The organism is Rhodohalobacter sp. 8-1 (assembly GCF_038150125.1).
Lineage (GTDB): Bacteria > Bacteroidota > Rhodothermia > Balneolales > Balneolaceae > SW132.
In genome coordinates this window covers 61,036-77,767 of the sequence record NZ_JBBVMF010000009.1, presented here as the reverse complement: position 1 = coordinate 77,767, position 16,732 = coordinate 61,036, and the positions used below count along the sequence as shown (strand labels likewise).

The 16,732-nt window shown below is 46.4% G+C and carries 11 protein-coding genes; 6 read left to right on the top strand and 5 right to left on the bottom strand.

The genetic code is table 11. The features are described from left to right. The first annotated feature begins 4 nt into the window (after positions 1-4). The 6 genes from AABW11_RS11015 (at position 5) to AABW11_RS10990 (ending at position 11,459) form a co-directional block, all read left to right on the top strand. Positions 5-1,231, top strand: coding sequence for a hypothetical protein (locus tag AABW11_RS11015; protein ID WP_340105145.1), 1,227 nt, complete (start codon positions 5-7; stop codon positions 1,229-1,231). 266 nt (positions 1,232-1,497) lie between these two features. Next, positions 1,498-2,085: a pyridoxamine 5'-phosphate oxidase family protein gene (locus AABW11_RS11010; protein ID WP_340105144.1), complete on the top strand. Its 588-nt coding sequence runs from the start codon at positions 1,498-1,500 to the stop codon at positions 2,083-2,085. A gap of 194 nt (positions 2,086-2,279) precedes the next feature. Then, positions 2,280-6,071 (top strand): DUF4397 domain-containing protein, encoded by a 3,792-nt coding sequence (locus AABW11_RS11005; protein WP_340105143.1) that lies wholly within the window; start codon positions 2,280-2,282, stop codon positions 6,069-6,071. 228 nt (positions 6,072-6,299) lie between these two features. Next, complete coding sequence (locus AABW11_RS11000) at positions 6,300-8,759, top strand: zinc-dependent metalloprotease (protein WP_340105142.1); 2,460 nt, start codon at positions 6,300-6,302, stop codon at positions 8,757-8,759. 145 nt (positions 8,760-8,904) lie between these two features. Next, positions 8,905-10,095 (top strand): lysophospholipid acyltransferase family protein, encoded by a 1,191-nt coding sequence (locus tag AABW11_RS10995; protein WP_340105141.1) that lies wholly within the window; start codon positions 8,905-8,907, stop codon positions 10,093-10,095. Next, on the top strand, positions 10,035-11,459 hold the full coding sequence (locus AABW11_RS10990) for a hypothetical protein (RefSeq protein ID WP_340105140.1): 1,425 nt from the start codon (positions 10,035-10,037) through the stop codon (positions 11,457-11,459). Before AABW11_RS10995 ends, AABW11_RS10990 begins: the two co-directional genes overlap by 61 nt. Positions 11,460-11,606: 147 nt before the next feature. On the opposite strand, the gene AABW11_RS10985 is transcribed toward AABW11_RS10990, so the two are convergent. From AABW11_RS10985 to AABW11_RS10965, 5 genes are all read right to left on the bottom strand, one after another. Continuing rightward, positions 11,607-12,170, bottom strand: coding sequence for a plastocyanin/azurin family copper-binding protein (locus AABW11_RS10985; RefSeq protein WP_340105139.1), 564 nt, complete (start codon positions 12,168-12,170; stop codon positions 11,607-11,609). Between the two features lie 927 nt (positions 12,171-13,097). Further along, positions 13,098-13,673 carry a plastocyanin/azurin family copper-binding protein gene (locus AABW11_RS10980; protein ID WP_340105138.1) on the bottom strand — a complete coding sequence of 192 codons (576 nt, stop codon included), beginning with the start codon at positions 13,671-13,673 and terminating at the stop codon, positions 13,098-13,100. Positions 13,674-13,779: 106 nt separating this feature from the next. Next, positions 13,780-14,397: an SCO family protein gene (locus AABW11_RS10975; protein ID WP_340105137.1), complete on the bottom strand. Its 618-nt coding sequence runs from the start codon at positions 14,395-14,397 to the stop codon at positions 13,780-13,782. 8 nt (positions 14,398-14,405) lie between these two features. After that, positions 14,406-16,109: a cbb3-type cytochrome c oxidase subunit I gene (locus AABW11_RS10970; RefSeq protein WP_340105136.1), complete on the bottom strand. Its 1,704-nt coding sequence runs from the start codon at positions 16,107-16,109 to the stop codon at positions 14,406-14,408. Between the two features lie 12 nt (positions 16,110-16,121). Further along, positions 16,122-16,589 carry a hypothetical protein gene (locus AABW11_RS10965; protein WP_340105135.1) on the bottom strand — a complete coding sequence of 156 codons (468 nt, stop codon included), beginning with the start codon at positions 16,587-16,589 and terminating at the stop codon, positions 16,122-16,124. Between the last annotated feature and the right edge of the window lie 143 nt (positions 16,590-16,732).

Genomic DNA, 16,732 nt, shown 5'->3' with positions numbered 1-16,732 from the left:
ACCTATGAAAACTCAACACATCTTTTTATCGTCAATAATTCTCTTAATCACACTGTTTTCGGGAAAGCTTGCGGCCCAGTCAGCCGACCGCTTTGACCGCGATATCCGCATTGCCGAAGGGATCATTGAGGAACTTTTTGAAGCTGAACCTTCAGCGTCCCGTTTTAGCAGCCGGCACATTCGGGAGGTAACCGGCCAGTATATTCCCGGCTATGGCATTCATTTCAGAATCGGTGCAAACCTCACGCCTGCATTTGTCAGGGTTGTGCTGGAAGAGCAGACAGAAATTCACATTGATGAAGATCCTGAGCCTGAGGAGTTGCGCGAACTCGGCCGGGAATTTGTAGAAGAGCGGTTCATGGAGTACTTAAAAAATTATGCGCCGCTGTTCAGGCAACTTCCCGGTGATGAGGTCATCCGGCTGACCATGGGGCCCCACAGTTACGGAGCTGGGGTGTTCACTATTCGACCCGGCACGGCTGCATCAAGGCGAACAGTGGCAAATCTTACGGCTTGGGCTACAGCCTCGGACATCCGCGCATATGATAACCGATCCATATCTGATGGGGAATTTGAAAGCCGCGTCGAAGTGGTAAACCTGGCAGAGCGCGATACGGACAGGGACCTGACGGTCTTTGCCTCAATCCTTCAAACCTCACTGCAGGAGGTGTCCGACACCATCCGGGTTCGTCGATCTCCTGTCGTGGAGCACCTGCCCGGACTTGGAGCGAGTTTCACAATCAACGCCTCGATGCGGACCGGCGGCTGGTTCGATTTTGGTGATCTTGATATTAATATCGAGGAGTTACGAATTGAATCAGACAGTCTCTCGATTAATATCTCCAATATGCTTGATGAGATCGATTTTGAAGAAATTGGAAACATTGCCGAAAGAATCGACAGTGCCTTTGCGCCGGATGCTCCCAGATTCAACCCCGACAGTATGAGGCGTTCAGTGAAGGAGCTGCGTGAAAGAGTAGAGCAACAACAAAGAACACTGCCTGATGAAACCGTCCGCGACCTCGTAGACCGGTTTCATACTACGCTGACCCAAACCGTCCGGGATTATGGCTCAACACTTCGGTCTCTGGACAATGACGACATGCTGATGATTACGGTAAACTGGAACGGCAGGTATTCAGCCCTTCCGGCCCGAACCGAACTACGTATCCAAAAATCAGACATTATAGATGGAGATGAGCCTGTCATTGAAGAAGTTCAGCGACGCTAATTTTGGAGAGGGCTTTGCTCTCCAATCTGAAGGTCTACTTGAAACCTTCAGATTGGAATTAAGTATGCCCAAACAGCAGTAACCTCTGCTTGTGTTTTGAGGCTGCCCGATGTGACAACCGGCGCAGCTTTTCTTTTCTTTAGTGCTACAGTTTGTCAGTTCAACAGTTGACCAGCTGACCTATTAAGCCCATCTCCAATTGAACCTATTCCCTCCAATCTTAGTTTATCTTTACTCGAAGCAAACACAAAACCTTACCCAGCCTCATGCTCATTCAAAAAGACCACTCTTTAGATAAGGCCTTCAATGAAGTACATGATCAGCTCAAACGCGCGGGAGTTGATACAAGACACAAGTTTCGGTTTTTCTCTGTTGCCACTGTCAACGCATCAAAAAAGATTATTCCGCAGAGCAGGATGGTTGTCCTGAGGTCATTTTCAGACGACTGGGCGTTTGAGTTTTATACCGACCATCGTACTTCCAAAGTGGAAGAGATTGAATCTAATCCCATCATTTCTGCCCTTTTCTGGGATCCGTCAAAGCGAGTTCAGGTTCGGATTGAAGCAGAAGCAGCGATTCATAATCAGGATGACCTTGCCGAAAGCCGATGGAAAGATGTGCAGGGCGATGCCCAAAAGGCGTACACTCCAGTTGTTTCCCCGGGTTCTGTCGTTGATAAACCAGAAGACGCACATAAATGGCCCGACGCTTACAGATACGATTATTTCACAGTTATTGTTTGCTCGGCAGTTAAAATAAAGGCCCTTCAGCTCTCGGGGATGGAGCACCTGGCGTTTTTGTGCAAAAGGTCACATGAATCAGACTCATGGGATAAAAACTGGATTGCGCCCTGACCTGTAGAGCTAATATTTGTAAAAATCGATATTTCCTCCAACTCCGGGAACGTGCTGGATTGAATTCGAAGTTTAACATTAGGGTAATGAAATTGTAGCGCTTTTTCGTTACTCTTACGTCACTTACAATGCAGGATGTTCATTGATGATAGTTCTCCTGAAATACAAACAAATACTAACCTAAATCAATATTTATGAAATATTTAGCTACGATCAGTAAGCTGATGCTCGGTGCACTAATGCTATTTGCATTTTCTGCGTCAACATCATTTGGTCAGGTTTTATTAGAAAACGATCTAAGAAGCGGTACTGCTCCGGCAGACTGGACCGCCACCGATATGGAATTCAGAGATTCGGCCGGAGGATATGCTCTTCTTAACCAAACAACATCTCAATTAACATCGCCGTCTTTCGATCTCAGCGGCGTTACAGAAGCTACACTTTCCTTTCAAGTCGCTAAATTTGGCAGTGGCGATGATGGGCCGCTAACGGTGGAAGTTTCCATTGATGGTGGTACAACATGGGACGCCCAAACATATACGTCTCCAACACCAACCGGCTCTTCATATGAAGCGGCTGAGATGGTATTTGATGCTTCAGTTCTTGGAGAGTCAGATGTGACATTTAGATTCAACCGACCGAATAGCCCATCCGCCAAGCGTCTTCGTGATGTATTGGTTTTAGGCCCTGACGGAATATCTCTGCCAACACCTACAGAAGTTTCTACTATTGCAGAGCTCCGAAATGGTACAGCTGACGGTGAAACACGCTATAGATTAACCGGCGAAGCTCTCGTGCACTTTTATGATAGTTTCCGTGGCCGCCGAATGCTTGTTGACGGCACTGCTGGTATCTGGTCTGTTGACTTAGACGATAGTTTTACTGACGGCACAACTATTGGAGACGGAATCACAGGTCTCGAAGGTACTTTGAACCTAACAAATAACGACGCACTACTTCGTTTTGAATTAGATGCCGGAGCTGCAGATGCTACAGTCACATCAACAGGTAATACGATTGACCCCGAAACTATCACGATTCCCAACCTTTCACTCGATGACACCGGTAAGCTTGTGCTTATCGAGGGTGTTACATTCCAGGAAACAGGTGAATTTAGCACGGGAACAAATTACACTCTGGAAGATGGAGATGGCAACACGCTAACGTTCAGAACCGACTATTTCGGCGCTGACTATATTGGTGAGCCAATTCCTACCGGTACTCTTTATGTAACAGGTGTTGTTGGTGGCTACGGATCGTCTCCACAAATTTTTGCACGCTCAAGTGCTGATCTGGATCTGCAAGGTGCGGGACTCCAAATTATTCACAACTCACCGGATCCTGCCGTTTCATCTGTTGATATTTTCGTGAATGGAGAGTCATTTCTTTCAGATGTAGCGTTTCGATCTGCTACCAATTTCATGTCTGTCCCGGCAGGTGTGGATCTTTCCATTGAAATAGCTCCTGCAGGCCAGGGTATTGAAGCAGCTCTTGATCCTATTGTCGTTAATTTAACGGATGATGAAAACTACATTGCAGTTGCATCAGGTGTGCTAAATGTCAATGATTTCACATTTTCTGACACAGCAGGTAAAGAATTCTCACTTGAACTATTTACAGGCGCTCAGACACAAGCAACTGACCCGGCAAAGGTAGACCTGCTGGTTCAGCACGGTTCACCCGATACACCCGCTGTAGATGTGTACCTCGAACAGACAGGTGACCAGACACCCGCAATTGGTGGTCTTACTTATCCTAGTTTTGTTGGGTATACACCAATTGATCCCAACAATGAATTGATTACTGTAGCAGTTGCAGATGGAGAACCTGTTACATCATTTGCTGCTCCGCTCGCTGACCTAGATGCCGGTGGCGCTGCAATTACGGTTCTGGCTTCAGGTTTCTTTCTTGAAGGCAACCAAACAGGGAATAATGCATTAGCACTTATTGCTGTATTAGCTGATGGTACCGTACTTACGCTTGAAGAGTTCTCTCTTACGCAGTCAATCGCGTATGCTAATCTCCAATGGCCACCAGATGCCACCATTACTACTACTGAAACCGTTGACGTATACGGCCAGGTCTACGCAGAAGGTATTACCGAAGCAGATGGTGCCCCTGCTGGTATGAATGCTTGGGTTGGAGTTTCTTCTACAGATACTGACCCGGCTACTTGGTCAGAAGAGTCATGGACCGAAGCAACTTACAATGAGCAGAAAGGTAATAACGACGAGTACGTAGCAACAATCGGCGATGGTCTTGCGCCAGGCACCTATTACTACGCTACCCGTTACCGTTACGAGCAGGAGCAGTATGTATACGGCGGTTACACTGAACAAGGCGGCGGATTCTGGGAAGAAAACGTAAATGTGTCCGGCGTACTAACCGTCACTCCAGCCGGCGCAACCATTGCAGAAGCACGAGCTGCTGAAGCAGGATCGTTCTTCGAAATTACCGGATTAGTCAGCTCACCCGATTTCGGGTTCGGTGTTGCAGATTACTATGTGCAGGATAACACGGCCGGCATCAACGTCACAGACTTCGATTCTGGAGGTGCCCGATCAGGTGTGGTTGTTGCACCAGGCGACAGCATCCGAATTGTTGGTGAAACAGCAGTTTTCAGAAATCAACAGAACATTGAAGTTATTGAATTTGAAATAATCAACAGTGGAAACCCGCTTCCTGAACCTCAGGTAATTACTGCCGCGGAGTACAATGCTGATTCAGATCTTCAAGGGTCACGTGTACTTTTGGAGAACGTAACGCTTACAGAAGCCAGCGAAGCAGACTGGCCTACAGATCCTATCAGCTCTGGCAGTGGCGTGAATGTTACATTCGAAAACGAAGCAGGCGAGACATTCATCATTCGACTCGCTCGAAACAATACGTTCTTCAGCTCCGGAACACCGGTTCCAACGGGACCTGTAAATATTACAGGATCACTGGGTCAGTTTGATGACGACACGCAGTTATTTCCTTTCTTTGAGGGAGACATCTCACCTGTTACAGTTCCAACTCAGGTTCAGATCATTCATAACTCAGCAGATCCGGCCGTTTCATCCGTCGATATTTATGTGGACGGCACGCTAACTCTGGAAGATGTTGCATTCAGAAGTGCAACAGGCTTCATTGAACTGCCATCAAATACAGCCGTTGATATTGGTGTAACCCCAACGGGCGAGCCGCTGAGTTCAGGAGTTACCTTCCAAAATAACTTCTTCGATCCGGGTAACTACTACGTGGTAGCAAGCGGAGTTCTCGATCCATCAGGATTCCAGGCAAATCCTTCGGGAGAAGACATCGATCTTGAGCTATTTGTGATTCCAAATGCAGAGCTTTCAGCTCCTGATGAGGATACGTTCTCGTTCAGAATCCACCATGGGACAACAGATGCACCCGCAGTTGATGTATTTGCCCGAAATGTTGGCCCTCTTGCAACAGATGTTACTTATGGTGCAACAACACCTGCGTATGCAGATGTAGCTGTCGGGTCATACACTATCGACATTGCACCGGCCGGTGGTAACGTTATTGCCTCGTTCGAGGCCGATGCCAACGCTCTTGGCGGAGAATCTGCACTTATTCTTGCCAGCGGATTCCTTACACCTGACAATGACAAGGATGGTGAGCCATTTGGTGCGCTGCTTGTATTAGACGACGGAACCACTGCGCTTTTACCAGCTGTATCAACCAGCATCGACGAAATCGATGGAGTGCCGCAACAGTTCGCGCTCGAACAGAACTTTCCAAACCCATTCAACCCAACAACTCAGATCGAGTATGCACTGCCTCAGGCAGCCGACGTACAGATTGCGGTATACAATGTGGTTGGACAACGAGTCGCAGTTCTGCTTAATAACGAGCAGCAGTCAGCCGGGTACCACACTGTATCATTCGATGCAAGTAACCTTGCAAGCGGCATGTACCTGTACAGAATTCAGGCAGGTAACTTTATACAGACACGTAAAATGACGCTGATTAAATAATAGCTTAAGTTGACTTTCAGCTTATTCCAATTTCAAGGCCTTCCGGTTAGCTCCGGAAGGCCTTTTTTATTTTACTTTTGGAACAGAAGTTTGTCTGCAAAGATGCAACCGTTCGGATAATTAATTCAGTGTTCAAAACCATCTTTAACATATCATCAGCTGTTTTTCTTTCCTTATCAGGTAACTATTTCGTTTCTTATCTGCGAACCTCAACTTTCTCTGAACTCTATGAAACGTACTGCAATTCTTCTTTTTTTAGGACTTCTCACGCTCACTTCAGCCCTTCAGGCACAAACAACAATTTCTGAAAAGACTGCCGGAATGGAGCACTATGAAGGCTTTTTCGACTTTTGGTGGGATGATGCAGAGGGAAAAATATGGATGGAAATAGATAAATTGGATGAAGAAGTTCTCTACGTCAATTCTCTCGCAGCCGGACTCGGTTCCAACGACATTGGGTTAGACAGAAGTCAGCTTGGCGACTCTCGCGTCGTCATGTTCCAAAAAATCGGCCCGAAACTTTTAATGGTTCAGCCCAACTACGGCTTTCGCGCCAGCAGCGATAATGCCCTTGAACGGAAATCAGTTGATGAAGCTTTTGCACAATCTGTGCTTTGGGGATTTACCGTTGAGGTATTTGAAGACGGACATGCCCTCATAGATGCCACCGAATTTCTCCTCCGCGATGCACATGACGCTATCGGAAGTCTGCGAAGCCGCGGCGAAGGCAACTACTCGCTGAATGCCGGCCGGTCAGCCATCCACTTACCCGGAACATTCAACTTTCCAAAAAACAGCGAGTTTGAGGCCATCCTAACATTTACGAGCTCCAACCCCGGCAGACAGGTTCGCTCTGTCGCGCCAACGGCTGAGTCAGTTACACTTCGTCAGCATCACTCCTTTGTAGAGCTTCCCGATGACGATTATCAGCCCCGAGAATTTGATCCGCGATCGGGTTACTTCGGTATTTCTTACCAGGATTATAGCACGCCAATTGGCGAGGAGCTGACAAAACGCTTTATCTCTCGCCATCGGCTTGAAAAGAAAAACCCTGATGCGGATGTAAGCAAACCGGTTGAACCGATTATCTACTATCTGGATAACGGAACCCCCGAACCTGTACGTTCGGCGCTGCTTGATGGCGCCCGATGGTGGGCTGAGGCATTCGAAGAGCTCGGTTACGAAAATGCGTACCAGGTGGAAGTTCTGCCGGATGACGCCCATCCGCTCGACATACGCTATAACGTAATCAACTGGGTTCATCGATCAACACGAGGCTGGTCTTACGGGTCGTCCGTTACGGATCCGCGCACCGGAGAAATCATCAAAGGGAATGTTCTGCTTGGGTCATTGAGGGTTCGCCAGGACTACATGATTGCGGAAGGACTTCTCGCTCCTTACGAAGAAGGAGTTGAGCCAGGCCCCGAGATGCTGGAGATGGCACTTGCCCGAATTCGTCAGCTTTCAGCCCATGAAGTCGGCCACACACTGGGTATTGCCCATAATTTTGCATCAAGCACAAACGATCTCGCATCCGTGATGGATTACCCGCATCCAAGAGCTACGATTACCAGCGATGGTGAACTCAGTCTCGAAAATGCGTACGACACAGGAATTGGCGAATGGGATAAACGATCTGTAGCATACGGTTACCAGGATTTCCCCGAGAATGCCGATGTTGAGGAAGAGCTGCAACGCATACTGGAAGAGACAATTAATATGGGGCTACTTTACATTTCTGATGAGGCTGCCCGTCCGCAAAGCGGCATGCATCCGGCTGCGCATCTTTGGGAATATGGCAGCGATCCGGTTGGTCAGCTCGATCATATCATGGACATCCGCCGAATTGCGCTGGATAATTTCAGTGAAGAGGTGATTCGTGAAGGGCGCGCAATGGCCCAGATGGAAGATGTGCTTGTGCCCATTTACCTGTATCATCGCTATCAAACTGCAGCCACGTCGAAACTTATCGGCGGCGTAGATTACACCTATTCCGTTCGCGGCGACAGCCAGCACGGGCCTCATCCGGTCGAAGCATCAATCCAGAAAGGAGCCATGGAAAATCTAATGAGAACCCTTGATCCTGAGGAGCTGGCACTGCCTGAATCACTGCTTGGCCTGATCCCCCCGCGTCCCGCCCGAATATCGCCTACACGCGAATTATTTAGGGGATACACCGATCCCGCTCTCGATCCGGTTGCGATTGCAGAAACCGCATCAAACCTGACAGCCGGTCTCCTTCTCAATTCAAACCGTGCCGCACGTCTTGTTCTCCAAAACGCGCGGGATGAATCACTTCCCGGGCTGGGTGACCTTTTCACTACTCTGTTCTCCCACTCTGTTTTGAAGGAACCGGCTACAGGCTACAACGGCACAATTCATCGGGCAGTGAATGTATCGATACTCAGGAACGCACTTCAGCTTGCAGGCGATGAATCAGCCGCACCGGATGTAAAAGCCATTACGAAGATGAGGGTACAATCTCTTTCTGATGAACTGAATGATCTCCAGGCAGGCACCGATAACCTCACTTGGCAGGCTCATTACAGCTACCTGTCAGATATGATTCAGTCGTTCATAGACGATCCGTCAGCTTTCTCCGCCCCTGATGCACCCTACACGCCGCCGGGTTCGCCTATCGGGAGCGGATTGCAAGAGCTGATTTCTGCTCCGAGTTGTTCGTTTTAAGTTAATTTGGATTAACAGTTTAAAAGAGTGTTCCCTTTCCCTCGGGATCCCTTATACGGGGCAATCTCCCCTTTTTAGGGGAGACTTTTTTCTAATGATTTGAAAAATTATTGCTCAAACCGAGATATTTAACAAAGCTGTAACTATGCCCTTTACCTTTACGAAAAATGACCGCGGAATATCATCGTTTACATTCCCTATCATGCGAAAACTGGTCATTCCAACCGCAAGACGCCTGTTTTCGCCGGTTGTGACGAATCCGGAAAACATGCCGGCTACCGGTCCCTGTTTCATTTTTGGAAACCACGCTAATTATTTCGATCCGTTTTTCATCAATCTTGATATGACGGACGAACCAACGGCCGGCGTTATGACCCGCGATCAGTTTCATAAAACACTGCCGCGCATTTTTATGGACAGCATCGGTATTGTTCCGACCAGCAAGTATGTACCTGAACCAGGCATTGTACGAAGCGTCATGAAAATGATTGATAAACGCCGGATGATTGTCATTTTCCCCGAAGGCGGCCGCCGATGGTCGGGCAAACCCAAACCGCTCATCGAAACCACACTGAAACTGTTTTGGAAAATGAGTATCCCAGTCCACCCGGTACAGATACACGGATCGTACCTATCATGGCCCCGGTGGGCAGACAAGCCGCGGAAAAGCACTATAGAAGTGCGCTGGCTCGATCCGCTTCACTCGTCAGATTTCACTGATTACCAAACCTTTGCCGACACCTGCCGCAACCTTATTGATTTTGATGAATACAATCCGCCAGACTCTGTTCAGATTCACTCCTGTTCAAAACCGGCCAGCGGCATTGAGCGGTTTCTTTTTCGCTGTCCGGAAACAGGAGAATCGGGAGCCGTATTCTCACCGGATGGACTTCACGTGTACAGCCGTACATCTCCGCTATCTTACAGAATGAATCTTCGATCCAGACTTGTAGATCCACAAGGGAAACCTCACTCCATCGTCGATATGTTTGAGACCATCAGTAAAATGCCAATGGTAATGGACCGGAACTCTGTTCTGCTCTCCAATCCCGGCTGTAAAATCAATGAGATCAACAAAGATCATGATCTAATAAAAAAAGGTCCCGGATTTACCGAACTAACTCCTGACTCTCTTTTGCTTTCACTCGGGGCAGAAAAAACGCGGATTTCAATTGAAGACATTCTATATATGTCTGTAGAGCAAAACCATAAGGTGACGATCACGACCACATCAGGAATTCACCAGGTGGAACTTCGAAATGCAAGTGCGCTGCAGTGGAAAAACTACATCACACGCCTAAAGGATGGGGAAAGCCCTGTAAGGAGCCTGCAATGATATTCTGGGAAATAGATATTTCGGCAGGGCGTTTTTTCCTTGATTTTGCCTGGCTCGGCGCATTGCTTCTGGCAGGATTTTTCGTCCGGTTTAAGGTTCAATTTTTTCAGCGATACCTCATCCCCGCAAATCTGCTGGCAGGAATTTTAGGATTGATGATTGGCATGAACGGTTTTGGGTTCATCGACCTAACGTCTGAACACCTTGGCGTCTACGTCTATCATCTTCTGGCGTTACTTTTCATTGGGCTGAGCCTTCGGGCCGCACATAAAAATATTGGCCTGTCGTCAGTCAAAACCGGCATTATCTTCATTATCACCTACCTTTTACAGGGAATCATCGGTTTATTGATCACTTTTGGACTCATTTTTACTGTGCAGCCTGATCTTTTTGCGGGCATTGGTATGCTTCCGCCTCTCGCCTTTGGGATGAATCCCGGAATCGCCTATACGATTGGCCAGAACTGGGAAGGCTTTGGTTTTGAAAATGGCGGAATCGTGGGTCTGACGTTTGCAGCGGCAGGGTTTTTAGCAGCCTACACAACAGGTGTATATTTTGTAAAACGCGGCATACAGAAAGGGAAAGCTGAACTCATACAGCCCGGCAGTCATGCAACTCAGTTTCATCTGCCGGATACCGACCAGGGGTTGTCAGCGGGTAAAATTACGACCTCACCGGGAGTACTTGAATCGCTATCATTCCATATTGGCTTGATTGGGGGTACCTACCTGCTCACATACCTTTTTCTGATTGCCGGAGAAGCGGTGCTCAATATCGCGGGAGCAGCAAATGAAGCATCCACGCTATGGTCGTTTCATTTTATATTTGCCGCAATAATTGCTCTTGGCGTCAGGAAAGTCGTCGATGTTACAGGATCGGCATCCTACGTAGATGACGTTACAATGACCCGGATATCAAATTTCTTTATGGACCTGATGATCACCGCTTCAGTTGCGGCCATCAGTATTACTGTTATTGGAGCCTATTGGCTTCCTCTTCTTCTTATTTCGCTATCGGTTGTGATTGCAACATGGTGGACACTCGAAAAGCTCGTTGGTTCATTGTTCCCCGATTTCACTCTTGAACGGTTTGCGGCGATCTATGGAAATATGACCGGAACGCTTCAGTCGGGACTGTTACTGCTCAGAATTCTTGACGAAAAAATGGAGACTCCCGTTAGCTACAATCTTGTATATGGAAGCGGGCTTGCACTGGTGTTAGGGTTTCCGCTCCTGTTACTCATCAACGCACCGGTTCATTATTTTAGCAGTGTTACGGCCGGGTTTGGTATTGTTTTAGTTATTATGGCCCTCTATTTACTGCTGCTGCTTTTAGCGCTTTTCTACCTAAATGGGAGAAAGTAGGCTAACAAAATTGAAAGGAAGAAGACCTGTCAGGTTTTGAAAACCTGACAGGTCTCAAAAATCAGTATCAACCCGGCACAAATAAAAAAACCCGGATGATTTTTACACCACCCGGGCTTTCATAATTGAGGATTATAAGCAGAAAACTTACTCTACAACCAGTGTACCAACCATTCCGCCACTGTAGTGTCCTGGAAATGTACAGATAAACTGGTATGTTCCCGGCTCTTCCGGAACCGTGAACGTTACTGAATCGGACTCACCATTTCCAAGCATGTCGGTGGCTGCAATCACCCACTCTTCGTATTCTGGTGAAATATATTCGTTATCTGCTGCCTGTATCGACGCTCTTGCAAACTGATCGGCATCGGCATCCTGGCTTAGCAACACGAAGTTATGAGACATGGCCGTTGGTGGCAGGTTGCTTACAGTGCGAAGAGATACACGCAGTTCTTCGCCGGGAGATGCTTCAATAGACTCCACAATCATAAACTGACCGGAGGATCCGCTTGTTACCACTCCTTCTTCAGCTTCAGCCACGGCAAAACGAAGATCATCAACGCCAACCAGATTTATTGTACGAACGCCATCATCCATCTCTTCCATTGACGTATCTTCATTTGTTTGTTCTGCTGAATCTCCTCCGCCGCCACATGCTGCAAGCATGAAGACAAACGACATTAGGATTGTGCTTATAAGTAATTTTTTCATGAGTATTATTATTTTATTGTTTGTGATTTATATCTGTTAAACTGAATAACATTCTTTTCTTATGATAACGGAACAATCGCGTGCATCTTAACATTCGGGAAGATAAGCTCATTCAGTTAATAGTTTATGAATATATGATATTATTTGATCCTGGTTCATCTTACTTCCCGCATATGTATTGCTAATGTTACCATTGCGGTCAATCAGTTTTTCGTTGAAAAGAAGTATTCCTGTCAATAGTAATAAATGGGTAATCAACAGAGCAACGATTGCTGCCTTTCTTCAGATCAAATACATGATCACATCTAATGAAATGGAGCCGGACTGTCATGGAAGTAAGACACAGACTTTACGCACATAGTTTTCGCAAGCGTCAATAATCTGTGGCAACTTATAGGAAAATTATAGATCTGAGCGGCACTGCGTCTTGTTCGATGACACAACTATAGTAAGGATTTCAAGCTTTTCATGGGGTTGATGATTACCGCCTCGTTTACAGCCATCAGTTTGCTGCTATCGGGGCCTTTCAGTTTTCGTCTCTTCTTCCCATTAGTTATAATTACAACCTGATGGGCACTATAAAAGCTCGTTGACTTTAGTTCCTGATTTAAGCCTGCAACGATTTTCAGAATCTAAGGCAACATGACCGTGACTCTGCAAACCGGCTTTTTTTATTCAGAATTCTCAACAAAAAATGGAGACGGCTACAAATTATAGGGTTTTTTATGGAATCGGATCGGATCTGGCTTTTACATCTTACAGATGCGGATGGCGCAGTATTTACTACTGTTACCTCTTATTCATTTCTATCTAAACATAAGGTGATAATTCATAAAGTTCTCGCGTTTACAATTATTATTATTTCACAAAAAAACCCGGACGGTTTTTACACTACCCGGGTTTTTTTAATTTTGAACTTCTTGAAAATTATTCTACAACTAAGGTCCCGACCATTCCGCCACTATAGTGTCCGGGAAATGTACAGATGAACTGGTATGTTCCAGGCTCTTCCGGCACAGTAAACGTTACTGAATCAGATTCTCCGTCTCCAAGCATGTCGGTGGCTACAATTACCCAATCTTCATACTCAAGTGAGATGTAAGAATTGTCCGCTGCCTGAAGAGATGACCTGGCAAACTCATCGGCATTTGCATCCTGGCTAAGCAGAGCAAAGTTGTGGGACATCGCTGTCGGTGGAAGATTACTAACGGTACGCATATTTACGCGTAGTTCTTCGCCAGGCGATGCTTCAATAGATTCCACAATCATATACTGTCCTGAAGACCCGCTTGTTACCACTCCTTCATGTTCTTCTGTCACAGCAAAACGAAGGTCATCAATGCCCACCAGTTCTATTGTACGAGTTCCATCATCCGTCTCTGCCATTTGTGTACCTTCATTCATATCTCCAGTCGTCTGTTCGGCAGTATCTCCGCCGCCGCCACATGCTGCAAGCATAAAGACAAATGACATTAGGATTGTACTTATAAGTAATTTTTTCATGAGTAGAGTTATTTTACGATTTACAATTGATGTTTGTCTAATCTTTATATTTCGACGTTTATTTATAAACAACAATCTTGGGTTATTTAAAGTTTATAAGGTAAGCTCATTCAATTAATAGCTTATGAATATCTGATATTATTTCATCCTGGTTCATCTTACTTCCCACATAGGTGTTTCTAACGTTTCCTTTGCGGTCAATTAGCGTTACGCGATCTGTATGGTCGATGTAGTACGTAGCGGTGCCGTCGTCATCAAAGCTGGTCGGGGACTTTAGCGTATTAATCTCCAGTGTTTCCAGAGCGCTGTCAACCTCATCTGTATTTCCCGTAAGAAGCCGCCAGTTCTGCTGATCAAGCTTATAGTTATCTGCATACTGATGGAGTATTTCGGGGCTGTCTCTTGTAGGATCAAATGAGATACTTATCAGCATGAAATTTTCTTCTTCCGAAAGCTCCTGCTGTATATCTCGCATGTTGTACGTAATCATCGGGCAAATATCCGGGCAGTGCGTATACACGTAGCCAACCAGCATCACATTTCCGAGGTACGCCTTCGGAAACTGAATTGAGGTCCCGTTTTGATCAACCAGCTCATAGTTTTCATCTGCCATCGATTTCTTTACCGCAAGCCGATCACAACCGGAAAGCAGTATTCCTGCCAGTCCGATTGCAAAGACTATTAACAGCGTGGTAACGGATGTTCTTTTCCTGATGAAATCCATAATCACATCTATCGAAGTGGAACAGGGCTGTTAGGTGAGTAAGGTACGGATCCGCCATAAGTAGCCTGGAGCACATCAATGATAACAGGCGTATAGGAGAGAACAATCAGAATAACTGCGATAATTATGAACGGCTTGAAATTACGCAGCCATCTTGCTTCCTCATCATGCAGCGACTCAGAAATCGGGAATGTTACATCTGGTCTGTCAGGATCCGATCCGGGTTTACTCTTCGAGAATACTGTTGTGAAGAAGGATGCAATGAACATCACAATTCCAACAAACATTATCACCCCGCCTACAACCGACAGGTTGATATATGGAACCCAGTCGGCCTGGAAAAGAATGCTGTCCGGATTCGCATACGATGCGCCGGTATTGGTTCTTCGCGGCATTCCTTTAAGACCACCAATCTTAAGACCATACGACATGATAAATAGGCCAATGGTGTAGATATACGGCATTATCAACGCCGTTCTCTTCAATCGAATCTCTTTATTCATGAACTGGCCAATCAGGTAGAGACTGCCGCCCAGAAATGCCAGGAGAACCGGTCCCGCAACCGTCAGGTGAAAATGGCCCGGCACCCATGCAGTATTATGTACAACCGTATTCATCTGGTAGGAAGAGTTAATTATGCCTCCTATGCCACCAAATATAAAGATCACAAGCCCCGTAATCAGGTAAGAGAAAAACCACTTTTCTTTATCCATATAGGGTAGTTTGCCCATCCAGCCAAAGAGACTGGTTGCACCATTCTGGCGGCCGGCGTATTCAAGTGACGCGGCGATTGTAAATGCCGTAATTAAACTTGGCAGCGCAACGGCAAACGTGAAGATTCCGTGTAACAGTTTCCAGTTGGCACCAATAGCAGGATCCATATATTGGTGATGGGTACCCACAGGTATTGAAAACAGTATGAACATCATAAACACAAGACGCCCGGCCATATCGGAATAGAGTTTACCGCCGGCAAGTTTTGGTAAGAAACTATAGTACATCACATAGGCAGGAAGCAGCCAGAAATAGACAAGCGGGTGGCCGAAGAACCAAAACAGTGTTCTTGCGAGCATCACATTTACTTCGTCTACCAGCCCCATGGACCACGGCAGCAGCATTGTGAGTATTTCAGTTGCCACTGCCAGGGTTGCAATAAACCAGATAATAAATGTGGTAAACATTCCAACTACGGCAAGCGGCGTTTTCTTGCCTTTATTTTCTTTTCTCCACTCCAGATATATCGGCACCCAGTTATACGACGCCAGCCACGAGCCAACTACCAGCAAGGTCAACCCCACGTAAAAGAGCGGATGCGCCTTCAATGGCGGATAAAAAGTATATAAAACAGTTGCTTCTCCCAATAGAATAACAAAAGCAGCGAGAACAGAGCCCACCAGCATCATTATACCCGAGGTCCACGATATTTTACTGTTGAGCTGTTTTTTCAGCGAATAAGGGACTAAAGCATTCCCCAACGCTACAGCGAAAAATGTGGTAAACACAATCGCATTCAGCACGCCGTGAAACGTCAGCCCTTTATAATAATCTCCACCAACAAACGGATCGCTTTGTATGATGCCTGCCCGGAACAACGTCTGCATCAACCCACCGTACACGCCAATAAACAGCAGAATCATCGGGATGATGAGAAGGGTTGAATTCAGGTATTTTGAGGATTTTGAAAATTGAAATGTATAATTGTCTGTAGTCATTTAATCCGCCTCCTAATCTGCGGTTTCAGGTTCATTGATGGCTTCCTCAATAACAAATCTTCCGGCCATGGTATGGTGGGCGGCTCCGCAGAATTCATGGCACGCAAATTTATACTCACCGGCTTCATCAAATGTCACCTTCAAATAATTGATTGCGCCTGGTGCAGCCATTAGGTTTACATTTTTTCTGTCAACTTTAAAACCGTGGATGATGTCCTGAGAGGTCAGGTAAATGTTTACAGTTGATCCTACGGGCAGACGAACAACAGAGGGCTGAAATGCCCACATCCGGGCAACCATTTGCAGTTCGTATTCGTCTGGTCCGGTTTGGAAAAGAGTGTCTGTCAGGAATGGTTCCACGTCTGTTATACACGTGGGAACTTCGATGTTTCTCGCCATTGACGCGTACACTATTGCTCCGAAAAACAGACTGAGCAATAAAAAGCTAAGTGTTAATGCCAGTTTTTCTGATTTATCCATATCCTACCCCCAGGAAAGCATTAGAAAGTAGATGGAAAAGTAAACAGTAATAAAAAAGACGAGTAAAACTACAAAAAACGCCATCGCGCCCCTTGGCTTGAACTCCTCTTCCTTGTTATGATCTGTTCCCATTTTATCCCCTT

Excerpts from the sequence above, each read along its gene's own strand:
- AABW11_RS10995 (WP_340105141.1), top strand. The coding sequence starts at position 8,905 with ATGCCCTTTACCTTTACGAAAAATGACCGCGGAATATCATCGTTTACA.
- AABW11_RS11000 (WP_340105142.1), top strand. The coding sequence starts at position 6,300 with ATGAAACGTACTGCAATTCTTCTTTTTTTAGGACTTCTCACGCTCACT.
- AABW11_RS10965 (WP_340105135.1), bottom strand. The coding sequence starts at position 16,589 with ATGGATAAATCAGAAAAACTGGCATTAACACTTAGCTTTTTATTGCTC.
- AABW11_RS11010 (WP_340105144.1), top strand. The coding sequence starts at position 1,498 with ATGCTCATTCAAAAAGACCACTCTTTAGATAAGGCCTTCAATGAAGTA.
- AABW11_RS11015 (WP_340105145.1), top strand. The coding sequence starts at position 5 with ATGAAAACTCAACACATCTTTTTATCGTCAATAATTCTCTTAATCACA.
- AABW11_RS10970 (WP_340105136.1), bottom strand. The coding sequence starts at position 16,109 with ATGACTACAGACAATTATACATTTCAATTTTCAAAATCCTCAAAATAC.
- AABW11_RS10980 (WP_340105138.1), bottom strand. The coding sequence starts at position 13,673 with ATGAAAAAATTACTTATAAGTACAATCCTAATGTCATTTGTCTTTATG.
- AABW11_RS10975 (WP_340105137.1), bottom strand. The coding sequence starts at position 14,397 with ATGGATTTCATCAGGAAAAGAACATCCGTTACCACGCTGTTAATAGTC.
- AABW11_RS10985 (WP_340105139.1), bottom strand. The coding sequence starts at position 12,170 with ATGAAAAAATTACTTATAAGCACAATCCTAATGTCGTTTGTCTTCATG.
- AABW11_RS11005 (WP_340105143.1), top strand. The coding sequence starts at position 2,280 with ATGAAATATTTAGCTACGATCAGTAAGCTGATGCTCGGTGCACTAATG.